The organism is Janthinobacterium sp. 75 (assembly GCF_004365495.1).
Lineage (GTDB): Bacteria > Pseudomonadota > Gammaproteobacteria > Burkholderiales > Burkholderiaceae_D > Janthinobacterium.
In genome coordinates this window covers 240927-260755 of the sequence record NZ_SORD01000001.1, presented here as the reverse complement: position 1 = coordinate 260755, position 19829 = coordinate 240927, and the positions used below count along the sequence as shown (strand labels likewise).

22 protein-coding genes are annotated in these 19829 nt (G+C 63.1%); 12 read left to right on the top strand and 10 right to left on the bottom strand.

Translation table 11 applies throughout. The annotated features are described in order from the left end of the window. Positions 1–15 precede the first annotated feature (15 nt). The gene (gene pyrE / locus C8C89_RS01245) at positions 16–678 is read left to right on the top strand and encodes an orotate phosphoribosyltransferase (RefSeq protein ID WP_010393161.1); all 663 of its coding nucleotides are present in this window, start codon (positions 16–18) and stop codon (positions 676–678) included. Here pyrE and C8C89_RS01240 read toward each other — a convergent pair. Further along, entirely contained in the window at positions 675–920 is a 246-nt protein-coding gene (locus C8C89_RS01240; RefSeq protein ID WP_166674644.1) for a GNAT family N-acetyltransferase, read from the bottom strand. The two genes, pyrE and C8C89_RS01240, sit on opposite strands and share 4 nt — an antisense overlap. Continuing rightward, entirely contained in the window at positions 917–1660 is a 744-nt protein-coding gene (locus tag C8C89_RS01235; protein WP_133988704.1) for a sulfite exporter TauE/SafE family protein, read from the bottom strand. Before C8C89_RS01235 ends, C8C89_RS01240 begins: the two co-directional genes overlap by 4 nt. Positions 1661–1784: 124 nt before the next feature. On the opposite strand from C8C89_RS01235, the gene C8C89_RS01230 reads away from it, so the two are divergent. The 5 genes from C8C89_RS01230 to C8C89_RS01210 all read left to right on the top strand — a co-directional run bounded on the left by C8C89_RS01230 (position 1785) and on the right by C8C89_RS01210 (position 4704). Continuing rightward, positions 1785–2678 carry a LysR substrate-binding domain-containing protein gene (locus C8C89_RS01230; RefSeq protein ID WP_070222806.1) on the top strand — a complete coding sequence of 298 codons (894 nt, stop codon included), beginning with the start codon at positions 1785–1787 and terminating at the stop codon, positions 2676–2678. Positions 2679–2699: 21 nt separating this feature from the next. Further along, complete coding sequence (locus C8C89_RS01225) at positions 2700–3575, top strand: alpha/beta fold hydrolase (RefSeq protein WP_133988703.1); 876 nt, start codon at positions 2700–2702, stop codon at positions 3573–3575. Between the two features lie 93 nt (positions 3576–3668). Beyond that, positions 3669–3860 carry a YqaE/Pmp3 family membrane protein gene (locus C8C89_RS01220; RefSeq protein WP_092716721.1) on the top strand — a complete coding sequence of 64 codons (192 nt, stop codon included), beginning with the start codon at positions 3669–3671 and terminating at the stop codon, positions 3858–3860. A 65-nt stretch (positions 3861–3925) separates the two neighbouring features. Beyond that, on the top strand, positions 3926–4390 hold the full coding sequence (locus C8C89_RS01215) for a carboxypeptidase-like regulatory domain-containing protein (RefSeq protein ID WP_101483775.1): 465 nt from the start codon (positions 3926–3928) through the stop codon (positions 4388–4390). Further along, the gene (locus C8C89_RS01210) at positions 4390–4704 is read left to right on the top strand and encodes a hypothetical protein (RefSeq protein WP_101484850.1); all 315 of its coding nucleotides are present in this window, start codon (positions 4390–4392) and stop codon (positions 4702–4704) included. The genes C8C89_RS01215 and C8C89_RS01210 overlap by 1 nt, the downstream gene beginning before the upstream one ends. 21 nt (positions 4705–4725) lie before the next feature. On the opposite strand, the gene C8C89_RS01205 is transcribed toward C8C89_RS01210, so the two are convergent. From C8C89_RS01205 to gatC, 6 genes are all read right to left on the bottom strand, one after another. After that, complete coding sequence (locus C8C89_RS01205) at positions 4726–5763, bottom strand: oxidoreductase (RefSeq protein ID WP_133988702.1); 1038 nt, start codon at positions 5761–5763, stop codon at positions 4726–4728. A 97-nt stretch (positions 5764–5860) separates the two neighbouring features. Then, positions 5861–7108 carry a M56 family metallopeptidase gene (locus C8C89_RS01200; RefSeq protein ID WP_133988701.1) on the bottom strand — a complete coding sequence of 416 codons (1248 nt, stop codon included), beginning with the start codon at positions 7106–7108 and terminating at the stop codon, positions 5861–5863. Further along, on the bottom strand, positions 7105–7488 hold the full coding sequence (locus C8C89_RS01195) for a BlaI/MecI/CopY family transcriptional regulator (protein WP_133988700.1): 384 nt from the start codon (positions 7486–7488) through the stop codon (positions 7105–7107). Before C8C89_RS01195 ends, C8C89_RS01200 begins: the two co-directional genes overlap by 4 nt. A gap of 189 nt (positions 7489–7677) precedes the next feature. Then, positions 7678–9153, bottom strand: a complete 1476-nt coding sequence (gatB, locus tag C8C89_RS01190) for an Asp-tRNA(Asn)/Glu-tRNA(Gln) amidotransferase subunit GatB (RefSeq protein WP_279587407.1) — start codon at positions 9151–9153, stop codon at positions 7678–7680. A 35-nt stretch (positions 9154–9188) separates the two neighbouring features. Further along, positions 9189–10673: an Asp-tRNA(Asn)/Glu-tRNA(Gln) amidotransferase subunit GatA gene (gene gatA, locus C8C89_RS01185; protein WP_133988698.1), complete on the bottom strand. Its 1485-nt coding sequence runs from the start codon at positions 10671–10673 to the stop codon at positions 9189–9191. A 177-nt stretch (positions 10674–10850) separates the two neighbouring features. Further along, complete coding sequence (gene gatC, locus C8C89_RS01180; RefSeq protein WP_101483781.1) at positions 10851–11153, bottom strand: Asp-tRNA(Asn)/Glu-tRNA(Gln) amidotransferase subunit GatC; 303 nt, start codon at positions 11151–11153, stop codon at positions 10851–10853. A gap of 351 nt (positions 11154–11504) precedes the next feature. Here gatC and C8C89_RS01175 point away from each other — a divergent pair, with 351 nt between their 5' ends. The 6 genes from C8C89_RS01175 (at position 11505) to C8C89_RS01150 (ending at position 18380) form a co-directional block, all read left to right on the top strand. Continuing rightward, entirely contained in the window at positions 11505–12548 is a 1044-nt protein-coding gene (locus C8C89_RS01175; RefSeq protein WP_010393186.1) for a rod shape-determining protein, read from the top strand. 104 nt (positions 12549–12652) lie between these two features. Further along, positions 12653–13720 (top strand): rod shape-determining protein MreC, encoded by a 1068-nt coding sequence (gene mreC / locus C8C89_RS01170; protein WP_101483782.1) that lies wholly within the window; start codon positions 12653–12655, stop codon positions 13718–13720. Beyond that, positions 13717–14229: a rod shape-determining protein MreD gene (mreD, locus tag C8C89_RS01165; protein WP_035824494.1), complete on the top strand. Its 513-nt coding sequence runs from the start codon at positions 13717–13719 to the stop codon at positions 14227–14229. The genes mreC and mreD overlap by 4 nt, the downstream gene beginning before the upstream one ends. 12 nt (positions 14230–14241) lie before the next feature. Further along, positions 14242–16212 (top strand): penicillin-binding protein 2, encoded by a 1971-nt coding sequence (gene mrdA, locus C8C89_RS01160; protein ID WP_133988697.1) that lies wholly within the window; start codon positions 14242–14244, stop codon positions 16210–16212. A gap of 9 nt (positions 16213–16221) precedes the next feature. Beyond that, positions 16222–17337, top strand: a complete 1116-nt coding sequence (gene rodA, locus C8C89_RS01155; RefSeq protein WP_133988696.1) for a rod shape-determining protein RodA — start codon at positions 16222–16224, stop codon at positions 17335–17337. Further along, positions 17337–18380: a septal ring lytic transglycosylase RlpA family protein gene (locus tag C8C89_RS01150; RefSeq protein ID WP_101483785.1), complete on the top strand. Its 1044-nt coding sequence runs from the start codon at positions 17337–17339 to the stop codon at positions 18378–18380. Before rodA ends, C8C89_RS01150 begins: the two co-directional genes overlap by 1 nt. Here C8C89_RS01150 and C8C89_RS01145 read toward each other — a convergent pair whose 3' ends face one another. After that, entirely contained in the window at positions 18381–19073 is a 693-nt protein-coding gene (locus C8C89_RS01145; protein WP_133988695.1) for an SPOR domain-containing protein, read from the bottom strand. It lies immediately after the preceding gene. Next, positions 19067–19825 (bottom strand): type III pantothenate kinase, encoded by a 759-nt coding sequence (locus C8C89_RS01140; protein ID WP_133988694.1) that lies wholly within the window; start codon positions 19823–19825, stop codon positions 19067–19069. The genes C8C89_RS01145 and C8C89_RS01140 overlap by 7 nt, the downstream gene beginning before the upstream one ends. Positions 19826–19829: the final 4 nt, after the last annotated feature.

The window sequence follows — 19829 nt, the reverse complement described above, 5'->3', positions numbered from 1 at the left end:
AAAAATGAGGCTAATGTGAATAATTTACGCCAGCAGTTTATCGCGTTTTCAGTATCCAAGGGAGTCTTGCGGTTTGGCGAGTTCACCACCAAGGCCGGACGCCAGTCGCCATACTTCTTCAATGCGGGCCTGTTCCATGATGGTGCTACCCTGGCCGAGCTGGCGCAGTTCTACGCGCAGACCCTGCTCGACTCGGGCGTCGAATTCGACATGCTGTTCGGCCCCGCCTACAAGGGCATCACCCTGGCATCGGCCACCGCCGTGGCGCTGGCCGGCAAGGGCCGCAACACTTCGTTCGCCTTCAACCGCAAGGAAGCCAAGGACCATGGCGAAGGCGGCACCATCGTCGGCGCCAAGCTGCATGGCAAGGTTGTCATTATTGACGATGTGATCTCGGCCGGTACCTCGGTACGCGAGTCGGTGGACATGATCCGCGCCGCCGGCGCCGAGCCATGCGCCGTGCTGATCGCCCTGGACCGCATGGAGCGTTCGGGCCCGGACGGCCAGCTGTCGCCAAGTTCGGCGGTGCAGGAAGTGTCGAAACAGTATGGTATTCCCGTCATCTCAATCGGCAACCTGGACGACTTGTTCGGCTACCTGAATGGCGCGGGCGCCGATCCGGAACTGCTGAAATATAAAGAGGCTGTTTCCGCGTACCGCAATCGGTATGGAATTTAAGTAGTCCTCTCCAGCAGCGCCCGCAGCCGCGGGTCGCTGCAGGTAGCGCTGGCCGATGGGTGGCATTGCAACAAGCGCCGCAACAGCGCGCCGCCGATGCCGCGCCGCCGGAACGGCGGTTTCACGAACAGCATGTTCACCGTCACTTCATCGGCGCGCCTGCTGATATCGAGCATGGCCACTTGCTGGCCGTCGATCCACGCGCACAGCGCGCTGTCCCCTTGCCACTCTATCTGCATCATGCCAGCCATGGTTTCAGCGCGGCATGCAGGCCCAGGGCGAACAGCCCGACAAAAAAGCACCGCTTGAATACTTGCTGCGCGATGCGCCCGCGCAGCCATTGGCCGGCCAGCATGCCGACCAGCGCCGGCAGCAGCGCATACGCGGAAGCGGCCGCCGCGCCCAGGCTGAAGTTGCCGTGCAATGCCAGGCTGGCCGCCAGCGCCACGGTCGATGCCGTAAACGCCAGGCCCAGCGCCTGCACCAGCGCGTCGCGTGCCAGCCCCAGTCCCTGCAGATACGGCACGGCGGGGATCACGAAGACGCCCGTGGCGGCAGTCAGCAATCCCGTCACGGCGCCTGCCATGGGCCCCAGCCAGGCTTCGTGCCGCGTCGGCACGCGCAGTTGCAGCGAGAACAGTCCCGCCAGCGCGTACAGCATCAGCGCCACGCCCAGCGCAACGACGGCCCAGGCGCCGCTGTCCTGCGGCAGCAGGGCGCCGCCCGCCAAGGTGCCTGCCATGACTGCGGCCAGCATGGGCCACAAACGGCGGAGCAGGGCGCGCAGGCCCGGGCCGGCCGCCAGCTGCCATACATTCGTCACCATCGACGGCACGATCAGCAGGGCTGCCGCCTGCACGGGTGGCATGACGAGGCTGAGCGTGCCCATGGCCACCGTCGGCAGCCCCAGTCCGACTACGCCCTTGACGAAGCCAGCGACGAGGAAGCTGGCGCCGACAGCCAGCAGAAATGATGTCTCCATTTTTTATTCCACAGTGGTTTTGCAAGGATTCTGCGCCTGCCCGCGCCTTTCGCCAAGGTGGATTATCTTGAGTCAGCCTTAGGGATGGACGAAGGCTGATAAGATGGCGAAAAGGAGAGCTGCCATGCGTTTTGATCTGGTCGATTTGCAGCTGTTTGTCAACGTGGTGGAGGCGGGCAGCCTGACGGCGGGGGCTGCGCGCAGCCACCTGGCGCTGGCCTCAAGCAGCGCGCGCGTGCGCGGCATGGAAGAGATGCTGGGCATGCCCCTGCTGCTGCGCGGGCGGCGTGGCGTTGAGCCGACACCGGTAGGGCAGACCTTGCTGCATCACGCGCGCCTGGTACTGCTGCAAATGGAGAAAATGCGCGGCGAGTTAGGTGAATTTGCGCGCGGCTTGAAAGGACAGTTGCGGCTGCTGTGCAATACGGCGGCGCTCAGCGAATTTTTGCCTGAGGCACTCGGTGCTTTTCTCGACCGCCATCCGAACCTGACCATCGACCTGGAGGAGCGCCTCAGTTACGATATCGTCAAAGCCGTTTCGGAAGGGCTGGCCGACATGGGCATCGTGTCCGACTCGGTCGACATGCGCGGCTTGCAGACGTTTTTGTTCCGCCCCGACCGTTTAGTCGTCATCGCGGCAGCCGACGGCGTGCATCACCGCGCGCTCGGCCAGGATGGCGTCGTCGCGTTCTCCACGCTGCTGGATCACGATTTCATCGGCCTGGCCGATGACAGCGCGATGCAGCAGTACCTTGGCATGCATGCGGCGCGCCTGGGTCGTCCGTTGAAGGTGCGCGTGCGCCTGCGCAGTTTCGATGCCGTGTGCCGCATGGTCGCCAGCGGCGTGGGCATCAGCGTGGTGCCGCTGGCGGCGGCCAGCCGCTGCCAGCAGACGATGGCGCTGCGCTGCCTGGAATTATCCGATCCCTGGTCGGTACGCAATCTGACGATTTGCGTACGCCAGTTCAGTGAATTACCCCTGTACGCGCGCCAGTTGATCGATCATCTGAAGGCGTAACAGGGCACGACAGGAGCAGCGATGCGTTTCTCAGAAGACAAGATGGCCTGCCTGCTGTGCAGCGACCAGGTCGAGCGGCCCATTCATATCTGGCAGCCGCCACAGCCCCAACGCCCCCGCGCCGTGATCCTGGCGATCCACGGCGGCATGGCGCACGCGGGCGATTACGTCACGCCGGCGCTGACCTTCCGCCAACATGGCTTCGCCACCGTCAGCTTCGACATGGTGGGCCACGATGGCAAGCGCAAGGTGGATATCCCTTCGTTCGAGGCCTTCCTCGACGACGAGGAACTGTTCCTCGCCTGGATCAAGCAGGCGTATCCGGGCTTGCCGATTTTCGTCATGGGCCATTCCATGGGGGGCTTGATCGCCACGCACCTTGGCCTGCGCCGTTTTGCGGGCGACCCGGCCATCCGGGGTTTCATTATCTCCTCGCCGTATTACGTGAATGCGATTCCCGTGCCGAAGGTGCTGCAGATGCTGTCCGGCTGGCTGGCCAAGCGCTACCCCACGATGAAGGTGCCGCTGGGCAACCTGACCATGTTGCTGACGCACGATCAAACCATCACCGCGCGCCATTTTCAGGATGAGCGCGATGGCATACGCGCCAGTGCAGCGTCGGTGCGCTTCGCCCATGCCTTGACGTCGGCGCAAAAGGAACTGGCGGGCGGCTTGTCGGATTGGCGCTTCCCCCTGTTTGCCGTGGTGGCGGGCGACGACAAGCTGGCCAACAGCCGCGCCACGGAAAGCCTGCTGCGCAGCGTGCCCGAGGGCCTGCTCGACTATCATTACTATCCGGCCAATTACCACGAGAATTTCAATGAAGTGAACCGCGACGTGATCTTTGCCGCCATCCTGGCCTGGATCGAAAAGCTGCTCCCACCCGTGCCGGCGTGAGTCGCAGGTATCGTTATAATCGGATAAATTGATTTTATCGCCGGCGCGCCGGCCCGGTCCCCGCGGCACAGGGGAATACTCAAGGAACGAACGATGCGCTTGCTGATTGCCCTGATACTCCCGTGGCTGACCTTTTTCACCATCGGCCGCCCCATTGCCGGCATCATTTGCCTGATCCTGCAAATCACCTTGATCGGCTGGCTGCCAGCCACGATCTGGGCCGTGTATGCGCTGAGCCAGTACAAGACGGACCAGAAGATCGCCGAAGCCATGCGCCGGCGCTGATCGTGTTCTAAGGCTGGCCTAAGCTGCGCTTCCTATCTTGATTCAAGCAATATGAGGAGAGTGAGATGGCACCAGACAGACGCGGTACCCTGAGCCTGGCGGCGGTAATGCTGGCAGCCGGGCTGTTGCTGGGAAGTGCGGTGCAAGCCCAAACCGACAGCGCACTGCCGCCCGTGCAAAAGAGCGGCGCGGTGGAATATCTGAGCGGCGGTATCGGCCTCGACGAGTCGACTGCCATCAAGAGCGCCAGCCGGCATTGGCCCTTGAGCCTGGTGTTTTCCGTGCAGGCGGGGGGCAAGGCGGAATTTGCCTCCGACGTGAAGCTGGAAATACACGATGCCAAGGGCGCGCAGGTGCTTGAAACGACGGCCAGCGGACCGTTCCTGCTGGCGAAACTGCCGCCGGGCAGCTACAGCTTGCGCGCTACCTTGGCCGGCAATACTTTGGCGCGCAAGGTGCAGGTCAAGGCGGGATCGTCCGCGCGCGTTGAGCTGGTCTGGGCGGCGGGAACGAACCAGGGCCGGCCTTGATGCCAGGCGACGGCAAGGCGTCCGAACGGGGCTTGTCGGCGCATATCCTGCCCACATCGGCGACGATGGTCGGCGTGTGCATGACGGTGCTGTCGATCGGGCACCTGGCGCCGCGCGGCGAGGTGCGCGTGGCCATCGACAAGCTGCTCGCCGTCGATGCCATCGTCTTTCTCGTCAGCGCCGTGCTTTCGTTCATGTCGCTGCGCCCGGGCCAGTCGCGCTTGCGCTACGAATGGTGGGGGGAACTGCTGTTCATTTGCGGCCTGGCCCTGCTGGCGCTGGGTGCCGTGGTGCTGGCCTTCGTCATCAACTGACCTCGGTCAGTTGACATCGAATCAGCTGACTGCGAGCACGCGTCCTTCGGCGGCGCTTTGCAGCGCCAGTTCGATCAGGCGTATTGTCGCTGCCGCATCCTCGGCTGCTACGGGCGCCGGTGCGCCGTGGCGGATGGCGTCGGCCATGCCCTGGTAAAAGTCCTGGTAGCGGCCCGCCTGCATGTCGAGGTGTTCAAAATGTCCGTCCGGCTGGGTGCCCAGGTGCAGCGCGCCGCGCACGGGGTCCACGCCCCAACCGGGCTGTCCCGGCCTGCCGCCCGCCTTCAGGGCATCTTCCTGCGGGTCGAGGCCAAACTTCACGAAGCTGCCTTGATCGCCATGCACGGCGAAGCGCGCCGTCGGCGCCTTCACCAGGCAGCCGGCTTGCAGCACCACGCGCAAGCGGTCGTAGTACAAAACGATGTGCATATAGTCGACTGCTTGCGCCCCATCGCGCTGCAGGACGATATCGGCGTACAGTTTTTCCGGCTGGCCGAACAGCTGCATGGCCTGGTCCAGCATGTGCGGGCCCAGGTCGTACAGCAAGCCGCCACCGGGTGCGCCAGACTCGCGCCAGCGCTGGCGGATCTCGGGGCGGAAACGGTCGAAATGCGATTCGACGCTGGCGATGCGCCCCAGGGTGCCCTGTGCCAGCAGTGTTTTCAGGGTCAGGAAGTCGCCATCCCAGCGCCGGTTGTGATACACGCTGAGCACCAGCTTGCGTTCCTTGGCCAGGGCGATCAGGGTCTGCGCCTCGGCGCTGGAAATGGTAAATGGCTTGTCGACCACCACGTGCTTGCCCGCCTGCAGGGCCGCCAGGGCCAGGCTGAAATGCGCTTCATTGGGCGCGGCGATGACGACCAGCTCGATCGACGCATCGGCAAACAGCTGCGCCGCTTCCGCATACACGGTCGTATTCGGCCAATCCTTGTGCACGAGCTCCGGTTTGCTGGAGGCGACGGCGGCCAGTTCCAGGGCAGAGACGGTAGACAGGACGGGGGCGTGGAAGGTGGAGCCGGCAAAGCCGTAGCCAACCAGGCCGGTTTTGATCTTGTTCATGGCGGGTTCACAGGTGCGTGGAAGAATCCATGATCATACCCGCAAGCGGGCGGCGGCAGCGCTGCTGCAATGTTGCTACGATGCCGCCGCGCATACATTAGTTCAGGCTCCAGACGTATTGCACCTTGACGCTGGCGCTGACAGGCTTGCCGCCAGCAAGGGCAGGCTTGAACGTACACTTGGCAATGCCGCTGCGCGCCGCCTCGTCGAGGGCCGGATGGCCGCTGCTTTTGACCACGCTCGAGCCCAACACCTTGCCGGAGGCATTGACGTCAAAGGACATGTTGACCGTGCCCTCTTCTTTCGCCTGCAGCGATGCGGCTGGGTAGACCGGTTTGCCGCAGACGCCAAAGTCGATGATGGGCCGGCGCTCCAGTACAGGTGCACTGTCGGCGGCGACGGCCTGGCCGTAGATGCCGAGGCAGGCGCCGGCGAGGGCCAGCAGCGGCACGGCCGCTTTCCAGTTCAAGGTTTGTGGTGCAGGGCGCAGCAATCGTTTGATACGTGACATAAGATCTCCTCCGTTGGCCGCTTGGGCCAGGTGGTGGGTTGAGAACTGGAGACGTTCCAGTTCCGAGAGTGCAAGAGCCAGACGCCGCGGTTCGCCCAGTTGTCTTGCTGCGAAATCATCTGCAATATGTTCGCGTTCGAGGCGCACGCCGCGAGAGATCCACCAGACGGCAGGGTGGAAGAACAGCAGCGTCTCGATGGCGTTTTGCAGCAGGTTGATCAGATAATCGTGGCGCCGGATGTGCGCCAGTTCGTGCGCCAGCAGCGCATCGAGCAGGTGCGGCGGCATGCCGGTGATCAGCGCTGCAGGCACCAGCACCATGGGGCGCCAGATGCCGGCCGTGAGCGGGCTGGCAATGTTGTCGAGCACGCGCAGACGCACGGGCCGTCCCACGCCGGCATGCTGCGCCATGCGCGACAGCCTTGTCTGCAGTTGCGGGTGCGTGGCCCCGGTGTTCCTGGCGCTGCGCTCTATCCACAGCATGCCCAGCGCCATGCGCACGGCCAGCACGGCGGCGCACAGGGCCCACACGCCGACGACGGCGCGCAGCAGCAGGTCCAGGTCGGGCAAGCTGTCGGGCGCCAGCAGGGCGGCCGGCAGCAAGGCACTGGAGAACAGCGCGCCCGTGGCATCGCCGCCGGCCAGGCGCAGATACAAGCCCGCCGCCGGCCATGCCAGGCTGGCCAGCAAGGCGCCGCAACCGATGGCGTAGCGCGCCTCGGGACGCGCGTTGCGCAGGGCCGCCCACGCCAGCGCCGTGGCGCAGCCGATCAGCAAGCCTTGCCACAGGAAGTGCAGCAGGGTCCAGCCCAGCGCTGGCACGAAGCCGTTCATGATTGATCCTCCTTGAGCATTTTTTCTATCTCTTCACGTTCTGCGCGCGACACGCCCGTGCGCAGCGCCGCCAGCACCAGCGCCTTGGCCGAACCGGCAAAGGCCTTCTGCATCAATTCCTTGAGCAGGTTCGTCTGCAGGCTGTCCTGCGCCTGGGCCGGCGCATACACGTGCGAACGCTGGCTTGCGTCGCGAATCAGCAAGCCCTTGGTGTGCATGATCTGCATCAGGCGCAGCACGGTGCCATACGTGATGGCCGGCTTGGCCAGGGCCATCGCCTCGTGCACCTGCTTGGCCGTGGCGGCGCCCAGCGGCCACAGTGCCTGCAGCAGATCGAGTTCGGCTGCCGTCGGTTTCGGGATGTCGTGCGTCTTGGCCATGCTGTTTTCCTCTTGCCTGAAAATCAATAAGGTTAGAATAGTCGTTGTAGACAGAAATGTATACTTTAATTTTATGTGCCGCATAAACGCCTTCCAGCCATGCGGGAAAAACTAGACAAGCTTGTTTATGAGTGAAGTGGCCAGGCAAAAAAAAAGACGCCGCGGCGTCTTTTTTGGGGGGCGTGGGAATTATCCCGCCAGCTTGGCCTTCAGCAGTTCCGTCAGCTGGGCCGGGTTGGCCTTGCCCTTGGACGCTTTCATGGCCTGGCCGATCAGCGCGTTGATGGCCGCTTCCTTGCCGGCGCGGTATTGCTCCACCGACTTGGCGTTGGCCGCCAGTACTTCATCAACGATGGCTTCCAGAGCGCCCGAGTCCGAGATCTGTTTCAGACCCTTGGCGTCGATGATGGCGTCGACCAGGTTCTCGTCGCTGGACTTGGCTTCCCACATGCCGGCGAAGACTTCCTTTGCCGCCTTGTTCGAGATCGTGCCATCGGCGATGCGCTTGAGCATGGCGGCCAGCTGCGCGGCGGAGACGGGGGCGTCGTCCAGGTCCACGCCTTCGCGGTTCAGGGTCGACGACACGTCGCCCATCAGCCAGTTGGCGGCAGCCTTGGCGTTTTCCTTGCCGGCCTTGTCCACCACGGCGACGAAATAGGTCGCCATGGCTTTCGATTGCGTCAGCACCAGCGCATCATATTCAGGCAGCGCGTATTCGCTGATGAAGCGCGCGCGCATGGCGGCCGGCAGTTCCGGCATCGAGGCCTTGACGGTGTCGATCCACGCTTGCGAGATGACCAGCGGCGGCAGGTCGGGGTCCGGGAAGTAGCGGTAATCCTGGGCGTCTTCCTTGCTGCGCATTTCGCGCGTTTCCTTGCGATCCGGATCGTACAAACGCGTGGCTTGCACGACCTTGCCGCCGTCTTCGATCAGCTCGATCTGGCGGCGCACTTCCACGTGCACGGCTTCCTCGATGAAGCGGAAGGAGTTCAGGTTCTTGATCTCGCAGCGGGTGCCGAATTCTTTCTGGCCGACAGGACGCACGGAGACGTTGACGTCGCAGCGGAACGAGCCTTCCTGCATGTTGCCGTCGCAAACGCCCAGCCACATGACCAGCGAGTGCAGGGCCTTGGCGTAGGCCACGGCTTCGGCAGCGCTGCGGATCTCCGGTTCCGAGACGATTTCCAGCAGCGGCGTGCCGGCGCGGTTCAAGTCAATGCCGCTCATGCCTGCGTAGTCTTCGTGCAGGGATTTACCCGCGTCTTCTTCCAGGTGGGCGCGCGTCAGGTTCACCGTCTTGGTGACGAATTCGCCATCCTTTTCATAGCCGAAGGTCAGCGCACCGCCGATGACGACAGGGTCCTCGAACTGGCTGATCTGGTAGCCCTTGGGCGAATCCGGATAAAAATAATTCTTGCGCGCGAAGACCGAGTGCGGCGCGACGGTGGCGCCGACGGCCAGGCCGAAGCGGATTGCGCGGTCGACCGCTTGCTTGTTCATGACGGGCAGCACGCCTGGCAGCGCCAGGTCTACCGGGCTGGCCTGCGTGTTGGCTTCGGCGCCGTACTTGATCGGCGAACCGCTGAAAATTTTGGATTCGGTCGTGAGCTGCACGTGGTTCTCAAGACCGATGACGACTTCCCATTGCATAGTGTTCTCGCTTATTTTTTAGTGGCGCCGCCAGGGCGGCGCGTCTGTTCTTAAATGCCGGCAGGGCTGCGCGTATGCCAGTCCGTCACTTGCTGGAACTGGTGGGCCACGTTCAGCAGCTTGGCTTCGCCAAAATAATTGCCGATGATTTGCAGGCCAACGGGGCGCTTGGCGTTTTTCTCGCCGGTGCCGAAACCGCAAGGGATCGACATGCCGGGCAGGCCGGCCAGGCTGGTCGACAGGGTGTAGATGTCGGCCAGGTAGTTCGCCACCGGGTCATCCGTCTTGTCGCCCAGGTCCCAGGCGACAGTTGGCGCGACCGGTCCCATGATGACGTCACAGACGGCGTTCGGACCATTTAATACGGCATCGAAATCCTGCGCGATCAGGCGGCGGATCTTTTGCGCCTTCAGGTAGTAGGCGTCGTAGTAGCCGTGGCACAGCACATAGGTACCGACCATGATGCGGCGCTGCACTTCCGGGCCGAAGCCCTGTGCGCGCGATTTCTTGTACATGTCCTGCAAGTCCTTGTACTCGGCGGCGCGGTGGCCGTAGCGCACGCCGTCGTAGCGCGACAGGTTCGACGACGCTTCAGCCGGGGCGATCATGTAGTAGGCGGGAATCGACAGGGCCGTGTTCGGCAGCGAGATGTCGACCAGGGTGGCACCCAGTTTTTCATACTGCGCCAGTGCGCCGCGCACGGCCGCTTCCACGTCCTTGGCCAGGCCCTCGCCGAAGTACTCGCGCGGCACGCCGATGCGCAAGCCCGTCAACGGCTGGCCCAGTTCACGCGAAAAATCTTCCGCCACGCCGCCTTGTTCCGGGGAGAGGCTGGTCGAGTCGCGCTCGTCGAAGCCGGCCATGGCGGTGAGCAGCAGGGCGCAGTCTTCGGCCGAGCGAGCCATCGGGCCACCCTGGTCCAGCGACGAGGCAAAGGCGATCATGCCGAAGCGCGACACGCGGCCATAGGTTGGCTTGATGCCGGTGATGCCGCAGAAGGCGGCAGGCTGGCGGATCGAGCCGCCAGTGTCGGTGCCGGTTGCCGCTGGTGTCAGGCCTGCAGCAACGGCGGCGGCCGAGCCGCCGGACGAGCCGCCCGGCACTGCTGTTGTATCCCAGGGATTCTTCACGGCGCCGAAGGCCGAGTTTTCGTTGCCGGAACCCATGGCGAATTCATCGCAATTGACCTTGCCCAGGGTGACCATGCCAGCCGCCAGGAATTTTTCCACCACGGTGGCGTCAAACGGGCTGGCGTAGTTGGCCAGCATTTTCGAGCCGGCCGTGGTGCGCCAGCCACGGGTCACGAACAGGTCCTTGTGCGCGATCGGCACGCCCGTCAATGGTGTGGCCGTGCCGGCGGCGATGCGCGCGTCGGCCTCTGCAGCTTGCGCCAGGGTCAAGGCACGGTCGACGTGCAGGAAGGCGTTCGAGTTGTCCGCTTCGATGCGGTCGAGGAAGTGCGTCGCCAGTGCAACGGCGGAAATTTCCTTGTTCTGCAAAAGCGTGGACAGCTGTTTGATGGATTTTGTATGCATGGCGTTTCTATTTTTATCTATTCGCAAGGTTGTTTTTCGTGCACTGCGCCGTTCTAGCGCCTGACAGAAGCGTAGCGAGCGAAAGTGAGTTGTGGCCGAGAAGCGGAGCTGTGCTTTGGCACAGTGAGCATCGGAGGCCGCAAGTCGCGACGCGCAGTAGCTTATGTCAGGTGCCAGTTATTCGATCACTTTCGGCACCAGATACAGGCCATCCTGGACTTTCGGTGCCACTGCCTGGTAGGCGTCGCGGTGATTTGCTTCGGTGGCGATGTCCTCGCGCAGGCGCAGGGCGATATTGTCCATGTGGGCGGCCAGCGGGTGGCTCAGGGGGGCCACGCCATCGGTATTGACGGCTTGCATTTGTTCCGCCAGTGCAAAAATCTTGTTCAATTGGGCCAGCGACGTGACGGCCTGATCGTCGGCCATTTCAAGTTGTGCCAGGTGGGCGATGCGTTTTACGTCGGATAGTGTCAGGGACATGGCGAATGGCGCGGAGTGCCGCGCATGAGTATTAAGTTGGCGTTTTGTTAAAACGCGGGTATATGCTGCTTTTTTGCTCACAAAAGCCAAGGAATGCCGCGTAACTCGCGGCTGCAAGAGTCGCACTTTTCCATGGTTTTTGAGCAAATCGCATTCAAATTATAAGGTAGAATGGCGGGTTAATGCGTTGCCGGCGCTGATGGACTGCTGCCGCAGCATAGAAAAGATTGCGCAAGCGCCAAGCGAAACCCGGGAAAATCGCCTTCATGGATTTTCAGGGTGCCTGAAAGCGCCCGCTTTGAAACTCCCCATAAACAGCTTTTGCGCAGCTCGATGCGCTACAGGACACTCATGTTTGGTTTTTTACGCAGGTATATCTCCACCGATCTGGCCATTGACTTGGGCACGGCCAACACCCTTATTTATGTGCGCGGCCTCGGTATCGTCCTGGACGAGCCATCCGTCGTCGCCATCCGCCAGGAAGGCGGTCCGAATGGCAAGAAGACCATTCAGGCAGTCGGCAAGGAAGCCAAGCAGATGCTGGGCAAGGTGCCGGGCAATATCGAAGCGATTCGTCCGATGAAAGATGGCGTGATCGCCGACTTCACCGTGACCGAACAGATGCTCAAGCAGTTCATCCGCATGGTGCACGACTCGAAATTCTTCCGTCCTTCGCCACGCATCATCATTTGCGTGCCGTGCGGTTCGACCCAGGTCGAGCGCCGCGCGATCCGCGAATCGGCCCTGGGCGCCGGGGCCTCGCAGGTATACCTGATCGAAGAACCGATGGCAGCGGCCATCGGCGCGGGCTTGCCCGTGTCCGAAGCGACCGGCTCGATGGTGGTCGACATCGGCGGCGGCACCACGGAAGTGGGCATCATCTCGCTGGGCGGCATGGTCTACAAGGGTTCCGTGCGCGTGGGCGGCGACAAGTTCGATGAAGCCATCGTCAACTACATCCGCCGCAACTACGGCATGCTGATCGGCGAACAAACGGCCGAAGCCATCAAGAAGGCCATCGGTTCGGCTTTCCCGGGTTCGGAAGTGAAGGAAATGGAAGTCAAGGGCCGCAACCTGTCCGAAGGCATCCCGCGCTCGTTCACCATTTCCAGCAACGAGATTCTCGAAGCGCTGACCGATCCGCTGAACAACATCGTCTCGGCCGTGAAGAACGCGCTGGAACAGACACCGCCGGAACTGGGCGCCGACATCGCCGAAAAAGGCATGATGCTGACGGGCGGCGGCGCACTGCTGCGCGACCTGGACCGCCTGCTGATGGAGGAAACCGGCCTGCCGGTGCTGGTGGCCGAGGACCCGCTCACCTGCGTGGTGCGTGGTTCCGGGATGGCCCTGGAGCGTATGGACAAGCTCGGCTCGATCTTCTCCTACGAATAATCTGACAGAAGGGCCGGAAACCAACTCCGGCCTTTTTTTGGTTTTGGCGCCGGCGTTCGACCGGGCCTTGCACGTTGGCGCACTGCGCCTGATTATTGGATGTCATGGAATACAGTCCTCCGCCACTTTTCAAACAAGGCGCCTCCGCCCGCGTCAAGATGATGGTGTTCGCCGGCATTTCTATCGCCCTGTTGCTGGTCGATTCGCGCATGCACGCCTTGACGGCCGTGCGCCAGGCAGTCGGCACCGTGCTGTATCCGGTGCAGATGGCAGCCCTGGTGCCGCGCGATGTGGCGCTTGGCGTCGGCAACTACTTTTCTTCGCTGTCTTCCCTGGAAAAACAGGTGCGCGACCTGAAGCACGAACAAATCGCTTCGGCGCAGATCATGCAGCAGGCGCAGCTCAATATCGTTGAAAACAACCATTTGCGCAAATTGATGGAGGCGCGCGAAAGAGTCCCCGTCAAGACCCTGATGGCTGAAGTGCTGTATGACACGCGCGATTCTGCCACGCGCAAGATCGTGCTGGACAGGGGCATCCAGAATGGCGTCGAACTGGGCCGCCCCGTGATCGACAACCTGGGCGTGGTGGGACAAGTCACGCGCGTGTTCCCGTTCACCTCGGAAGTGACCTTGCTGACCGATGAAGAACAAGCCATTCCCGTGCAGCTGCTGCGCAATGGCGTGCGCAGCGTGGCCATCGGTCGCGGCAAGTCCGGCACCATGGAGCTGCGTTTTACAGCGCCCACCGCCGATATCCAGATCGGTGACATCGTCATTACCTCTGGCCTCGACGGCCTGTACCCGGCCGGCCTGGCAGTGGCGCGCGTGACACTGGTCGAGCGCAACGCGCATGGCCCGTTTGGCCGCGTCGTGTGCCAGCCGCTGGCCGGCATCGAACGCAACACCCAACTGCTTATCTTGATGACGTCGCCCGAGATGCCCGCCCGCCCGCCGACCGAAGAAGTCAAGACGGGCCGCAAGATCGCCGGCAAGATGGCGCCGATCAAGGACCCTGTCAAGGAGGCTGCCGCCGGCGGGGCGGCGACAGCGCCGGCCACCGCACCGGCCACACCGGCCGCGAAGCCGTCCGCTAGCCCGGTTCCGAAACCGGCGGCGCCGGCCGCTGCCACAACACCTGCTGCCGTGCCACCGAAGGAAGCGACACGATGAACCGCCCGCATTACATCCTGCTGCCGGTCAGCCCCCTGTTCATCGGATTTTCCCTGCTGTGCGCTTTTCTGCTGAACCTGCTGCCATGGGGACAGTTTGTCGGCGTGCCCGATTTCGTCGCCCTGGTGCTGGTCTTCTGGGGTATCCACCAGCCGCGCAAGGTCGGCATCGGCGTGGCATTCTTCATGGGTTTGATGATGGACGTGCACGACTCGACCCTGCTGGGTGAGAATGCGCTGGCCTACACCTTGCTGTCTTATTTCGCCATCATGATGCACCGCCGCGTGCTGTGGTTCCCCATCCTGACGCAAGCGCTGCACGTGCTGCCGCTGCTGCTGCTGACGCAGGCGCTGCAATTGCTGACGCGCCTGATCGTCTCGGGCCGTTTCCCCGGATGGCTCAATTTCATCGAGAGCTTCGTCGCCGTGGCCCTGTGGCCCTTCGTCACGTGGATCTTGCTGGCGCCGCAGCGCCGCGCCGTGGACCGCGACCATAACCGGCCGATTTGACGGGCGCCTGCCATGACTGAACTTAAGAATACCGAGCGCGAACTGCATTTTTTCCGCATGCGCCTGACCATCCTGGGCGGGCTTGTCTTCGTCTGCTTTTCGCTGTTGCTGGCGCGCTTCATCTGGCTGCAGGTGATCAAGCACGAGGACTACGCGACCAAGGCCGAGGACAACCGCATCGCCGTGGTGCCCATCGTGCCCACGCGCGGCCTGATCCTCGATCGTAACGGCGTGGTATTGGCGCGCAATTACTCGGCCTATACGCTGGAAATCACGCCATCGAAATTGAGTGCCAGCCTCGATTCGGTGATCGACGAGCTGTCGACACTGGTGCAGATCGACATCAAGGACCGCCGCCGCTTCAAGAAGCTGCTGGAAGAGTCGAAGAACTTCGTCAGCGTGCCGCTGCGCACGCGCCTGACGGACGAGGAAGTGGCGCGCTTCACGGCGCAGCGCTTCCGCTTCCCCGGCGTCGAGGTGCAGGCGCGATTGTTCCGCCAGTATCCGATGGGCGAGGTGGCGTCGCACGTGGTGGGCTTCATCGGGCGCATCAACCGCAATGAAGCCAAGGCGCTGGAAGAGGGCGAGGACGCGGCCAACTACAACGGTACCGACCATATCGGCAAGGAAGGCCTGGAAAAAAGCTACGAAAAGCAGCTGCATGGCACCACCGGCTACGAAGAAGTGGAAGTGTCGGCTGGCGGGCGCGCCATGCGCACCCTGTCGCGCACGGCAGCGACGCCTGGTAACAACCTGATCCTGTCGATCGACATTGAACTGCAAAAAGTGGTCGAGGAAGCGTTTGGGGAATGGCGTGGCGCAGCCGTGGCGATCGACCCGGCCACGGGCGACATCCTGGCTTACGTCTCCAAGCCCGGCTACGACCCCAACTTGTTCGTCGACGGCATCGACCAGCAAAGCTGGAATGAACTCAATACCTCTCTGGACCGGCCGATGGTGAACCGTCCCCTGTCCGGCACCTACGCGCCCGGCTCGACCTTCAAGCCCTTCATGGCGCTGGCCGCACTCGAATTGGGCAAGCGCACGCCGAGCCAGTCGATTTCCGATCCCGGTTTCTTCATCCTCGGTGGCCACACCTTCCGCGACGACAAGGTGGGCGGCCATGGCACGGTGGACATGCACAAGTCCATCGTTGTCTCCTGCAACACCTATTACTATCAGCTGGGCCGCGACATGGGCATCGATGCCATCCACGACTTCATGAAGCCGTTCGGTTTCGGCCAGTTGACGGGCATCGACCTGAATAATGAAAAGACGGGCGTGCTGCCGTCGACGGAATGGAAGCGCAACCGCTTCAAGACGCCACAGCAGAAAAAATGGGTGGGCGGCGACACGATTTCGGTGAGTAACGGCTCCGGCTATAATTCCTACACGCCGCTGCAGATCGCCCACGCGACAGCCAACCTGGCCAATAACGGCGTGGTGATGAAGCCGCATCTGGTGAAGATCATCGAAGACGCCGCCACGCGCGCGCGTACCCTGACGGTACCGAAGGAAAGCTACCGCATCGCGCTCAAGCAGGAAAACATCGACACCATCAAGCGCGCCATGGTGGGCGTGACCAGCGAGCAGGGCGGCACGGCCGCGCGCATCTTCGCCGGCGTGCAGTACACGGTGGGCGGCAAGACGGGTACGGCGCAGGTGGTAGGCATCAAGAAAAACGAGAAGTACAATGCCAAGCTGCTGGCCGAACGCCTGCGCGACAACGCCTTGTTTACGGCCTTCGCGCCGGCCGACAAGCCGCGCATCGCGATTGCCATCGTGGTGGAAAATGCGGGCTTCGGCGCCGGCGTGGCTGCGCCGATCGCGCGCAAGGCACTCGACTACTACCTGCTGGGCAAGCGCCCGAGCGACAAGGAAAGGGACACTACCAAGGTGCCCAAGGAAGATGTCGACGAAGTGCGTACCCTGGAAGAAATCACTGACGAGCAGGCTGCCCCGGCGCCGCCTGCCAGGCAATAAAGGAAGCACATGCCCATTAACGAGAGGCGCTCGCTGTGGCGGCGCGCCAAACCCTATCTGGCGGTGTTCGATCCACCGCTGATGATCATCATCCTGATGTTGCTCAGCACCAGTCTGCTGACCCTGTATTCGGCCAGCATCGGCATCCCCGGCAAGATCGAGGACCACCTGCGCAACATCCTGTTGTGCTTTTTCGTCATGTGGGTGGCGGCCAACGTCACGCCGCAGATGATGATGCGCATCGCCGTGCCGGCGTACACGGTATCGGTGATACTGCTGGTGGCCGTGGCGCTGTTCGGCACCATCAAGCTGGGCGCGCGGCGCTGGCTGCATATCGGCGTGATCGACATCCAGCCCTCGGAATTCCTGAAGATCGCCACGCCCCTGATGCTGGCCTGGTTCTTCCAGCACAATGCGGGCGCCCTGCGCTGGAAATCGTTCCTGATTGCGGCCGTGCTGTTGCTGGTACCCGTCTACCTGATCGCGCGCCAGCCCGACCTGGGCACTGCATTGCTGGTGGTGGCGGCCGGCTTTACCGTCATCTTCCTGGCCGGCCTGTCGTGGAAGGTGCTGGCCGGCTTGCTGATCACCTTTGTTTCCTGCCTGCCGATCGCCTGGTCGCATCTGCATGATTACCAGCGTGACCGCGTGATGATGCTGATCGATCCGACCAAGGACCCGCTGGGCAAGGGCTTCCATATCATCCAGTCCATCATTGCCATCGGCTCCGGCGGCATGACGGGCAAGGGCTGGACGCACGGCACGCAGGCCCACCTGGAATTCGTCCCGGAGCGCACGACCGACTTTATCTTCGCCGTGTATTCGGAGGAGTTTGGCCTGGTGGGTAATCTGATTCTGATGCTGATGTATTTGCTGCTGGTGGGACGGGGCATGATGATTGCCGCCAACGCCCCCAGTTTTTTCACTCGCCTGCTGGCAGGAGCGATAACAATGATTTTCTTTACGTATGCGTTTGTAAACATGGGCATGGTCAGCGGCATCGTGCCGGTGGTCGGCGTTCCCCTTCCTTTCCTCAGCTATGGCGGCACCGCGCTGCTGACCCTGGGCGTGGCCACCGGTATCTTGATGAGCATCCAGCGTCATCGCAAGCTGGTGCAGACCTGATGCGCGCGCCTTTCGACACTCTCGCCATGCGCGGACTGAGCCTGGCGGTCTTGCTGACCCTGGCCGCCTGCGGCACCACGCCGCACAAACCGGCATCGAATAACGTGCCGCTGCCGTCAGGCGGCAAGGTCAAGTCCCCCGTGCGCCAGGACCCTACCTTGCCGGCGCTGCCGGCGGCCGGCTCCGGACGCGGCGGCTACTACAAGGACGATGGTCCGGGCGACAATCCGCCTGCCAACCTGCGCGACGTGCCCGACGCGGAAGTACGCAACGAGCCGTATTCGACGCGTTCGAACCGTCCCTACGTCGTGTTTGGCAAGACGTACACGCCGATCACCGACAACGAACCGTTCAAGCAGAAGGGCACGGGGACCTGGTATGGCAAGAAATTTCATGGCCAGCGCACCTCCTCGGGTGAAATCTACGATATGTACAAGATGACGGCGGCCCATCCCACCTTGCCGATTCCGTCGTATGCGCGCGTGACGAGCATCGACAGCGGCGAACAGGTGATCGTGCGTATCAATGACCGTGGCCCCTTCCACGCCACGCGCGTGATCGACGTATCCTACACGGCGGCGCTGAAACTGGGCTTCCTGGGCAAGGGCAGCCACCAGGTGGTCGTCGAACGCTTGCTGCCGGCCGATATCGACGCCATCCTGGCTGCCAGAGCGGCGCCCAAGCCGGTGCCTTCCGTGGTGGCCATCTCCATCGACACGCCGGTGGAAACGGGCGCCGTGGTGCAGCCGGAAGTGTCGTCGCAGATGTTGCCCGTCGATGCGACGGTGGCCATGCCTGCCCCGGCGGCGCTGGCCAGCGGCTTTTATTTGCAGCTGGGCGCTTACTCGCGCGCCGACAATGCGGAAACGGGGCGTACGCGCCTGGCGCCATACGCGGCGGCCCTGGGTACGCTTGGGGTGGTGCAGACCGGTAACCTGTTCCGCCTGTACGGCGGACCGTTCTCCAGCCGTGCCGAGGCGGCACGCGCGGCGGCTAATTTACCGGAATCGACTGGTATCAAGCCTATCGTTATTCAAAGGTAGTTATTTGCAATTACGCAATTCCTGCTCCGGGAATTGCGCTTTGATTTTCTCCAGCCGCGCGCGCGTGGCGGCGTCGAGGTCGCGGAATTGGTAGGCCATCTGCTTGCTGGCGCTGTAGCGCGGCGCGATGCGGGCGCTGTGCACGCCCTGCTTGTTGAGCGATGCCAACTGGCTTTGCGCGCTGTTTTCCGACTTGAATACGCCCAAGGAAATGCCCCAGCGCAGCGGGCTGCTGTCGTTCATGATGAAGTAATTCGTCACGCCCAGCTGCTTCAATTCGCCTGCCTTGCGGTCCGCGCCTTCCTTGCTGCCCTGCGGCGGGATGTACACCATGTAGCTGGAAATCTCCTGGCCGGCCACGTTGCGGCGCGACTGCCGGTCGCCCAGATCCAGCGCTGCCACTTGCGCTTCGAAGCGGCGTCCGTCGGCCAGCAGGAAATTGCCCACCTCCGTACAGGCATACGTAGGCTGCGGCGCCGGCACTGCGGGCGTCGCCGCCGCCTCGGCGGCTGGCGGCGCGGCTGCCGCCGTGGCCTGCTCCTGCGTGAGCAAGGTTAGCTTGGTCACCTGCAGCTGGTTTTTCAGACGCGCCGGTTCGCGCGTCTCGCTGCGAAAACTGCCTAGATAACCCTGGCCGATGGCCAAGACCAGCAGGTTGACGCCGGCCAGCAGCCAGAAGACGAATTTCAGCATACGTGGTTTCCTTGTGTTCCTGCCGCGCCGGCGCGCGCGGCTGCCTGCAGGCCGATCATGACGATATTGTCCACCAGATTCAGCGGTACCGGCAGTGCCAGGGCCGGTGCGATACGCGGCGCGGCGCCGCCTGACAATACACAGGTGCTGGCGCCGTGCATGCGCACGGCCCGTTCAATGGCGCCCGCCTGGGCCGCCAGGCAACCACTCAAAATCGCGTCGTCCGTGTTGTCGGCAAAGCCGGCCGGCAGCATGGTGTCGCCGGCGATTTGCGGCAGCTGTGCCGTATTGCGCGCCAGCGAACTGGCCATCAATCCCAGCCCGGGCAAGATCATCCCGCCGAGGAAAACGCCGTCGGCGGTGATGGCGTCGATGGTGGTGGCAGTACCGCAATTGGCGACGATGACGGCCTGGTCAGGCGTCAGCGCCCGTGCGCCGATGGCGGCGGCAAAACGGTCGCAGCCCAGTTGCGAAGGCGCGCGGTAGGCGTTCGTCAGTCCGGCCAGCTGCGGCAGCGAGGCGAAGTCGCGGGGCACCACCGGCAGCATGGCGCGCAGGCGCGTGCCGATGACGCTGCCTGCCACGTTCGACAGCAGCACCTCATTGATGGCGAGTGTCTCCCACTGCGTAGCCAGCGTATCGATCTGCGCATGCGTGACGGCGCCGCTGGCCAGCCAGCCGCCGAGGGGGCTATCGGCGGCCACGAGTGCCCATTTGATGCGCGTATTGCCGGCGTCTATCAGCAGTAGCATGCGC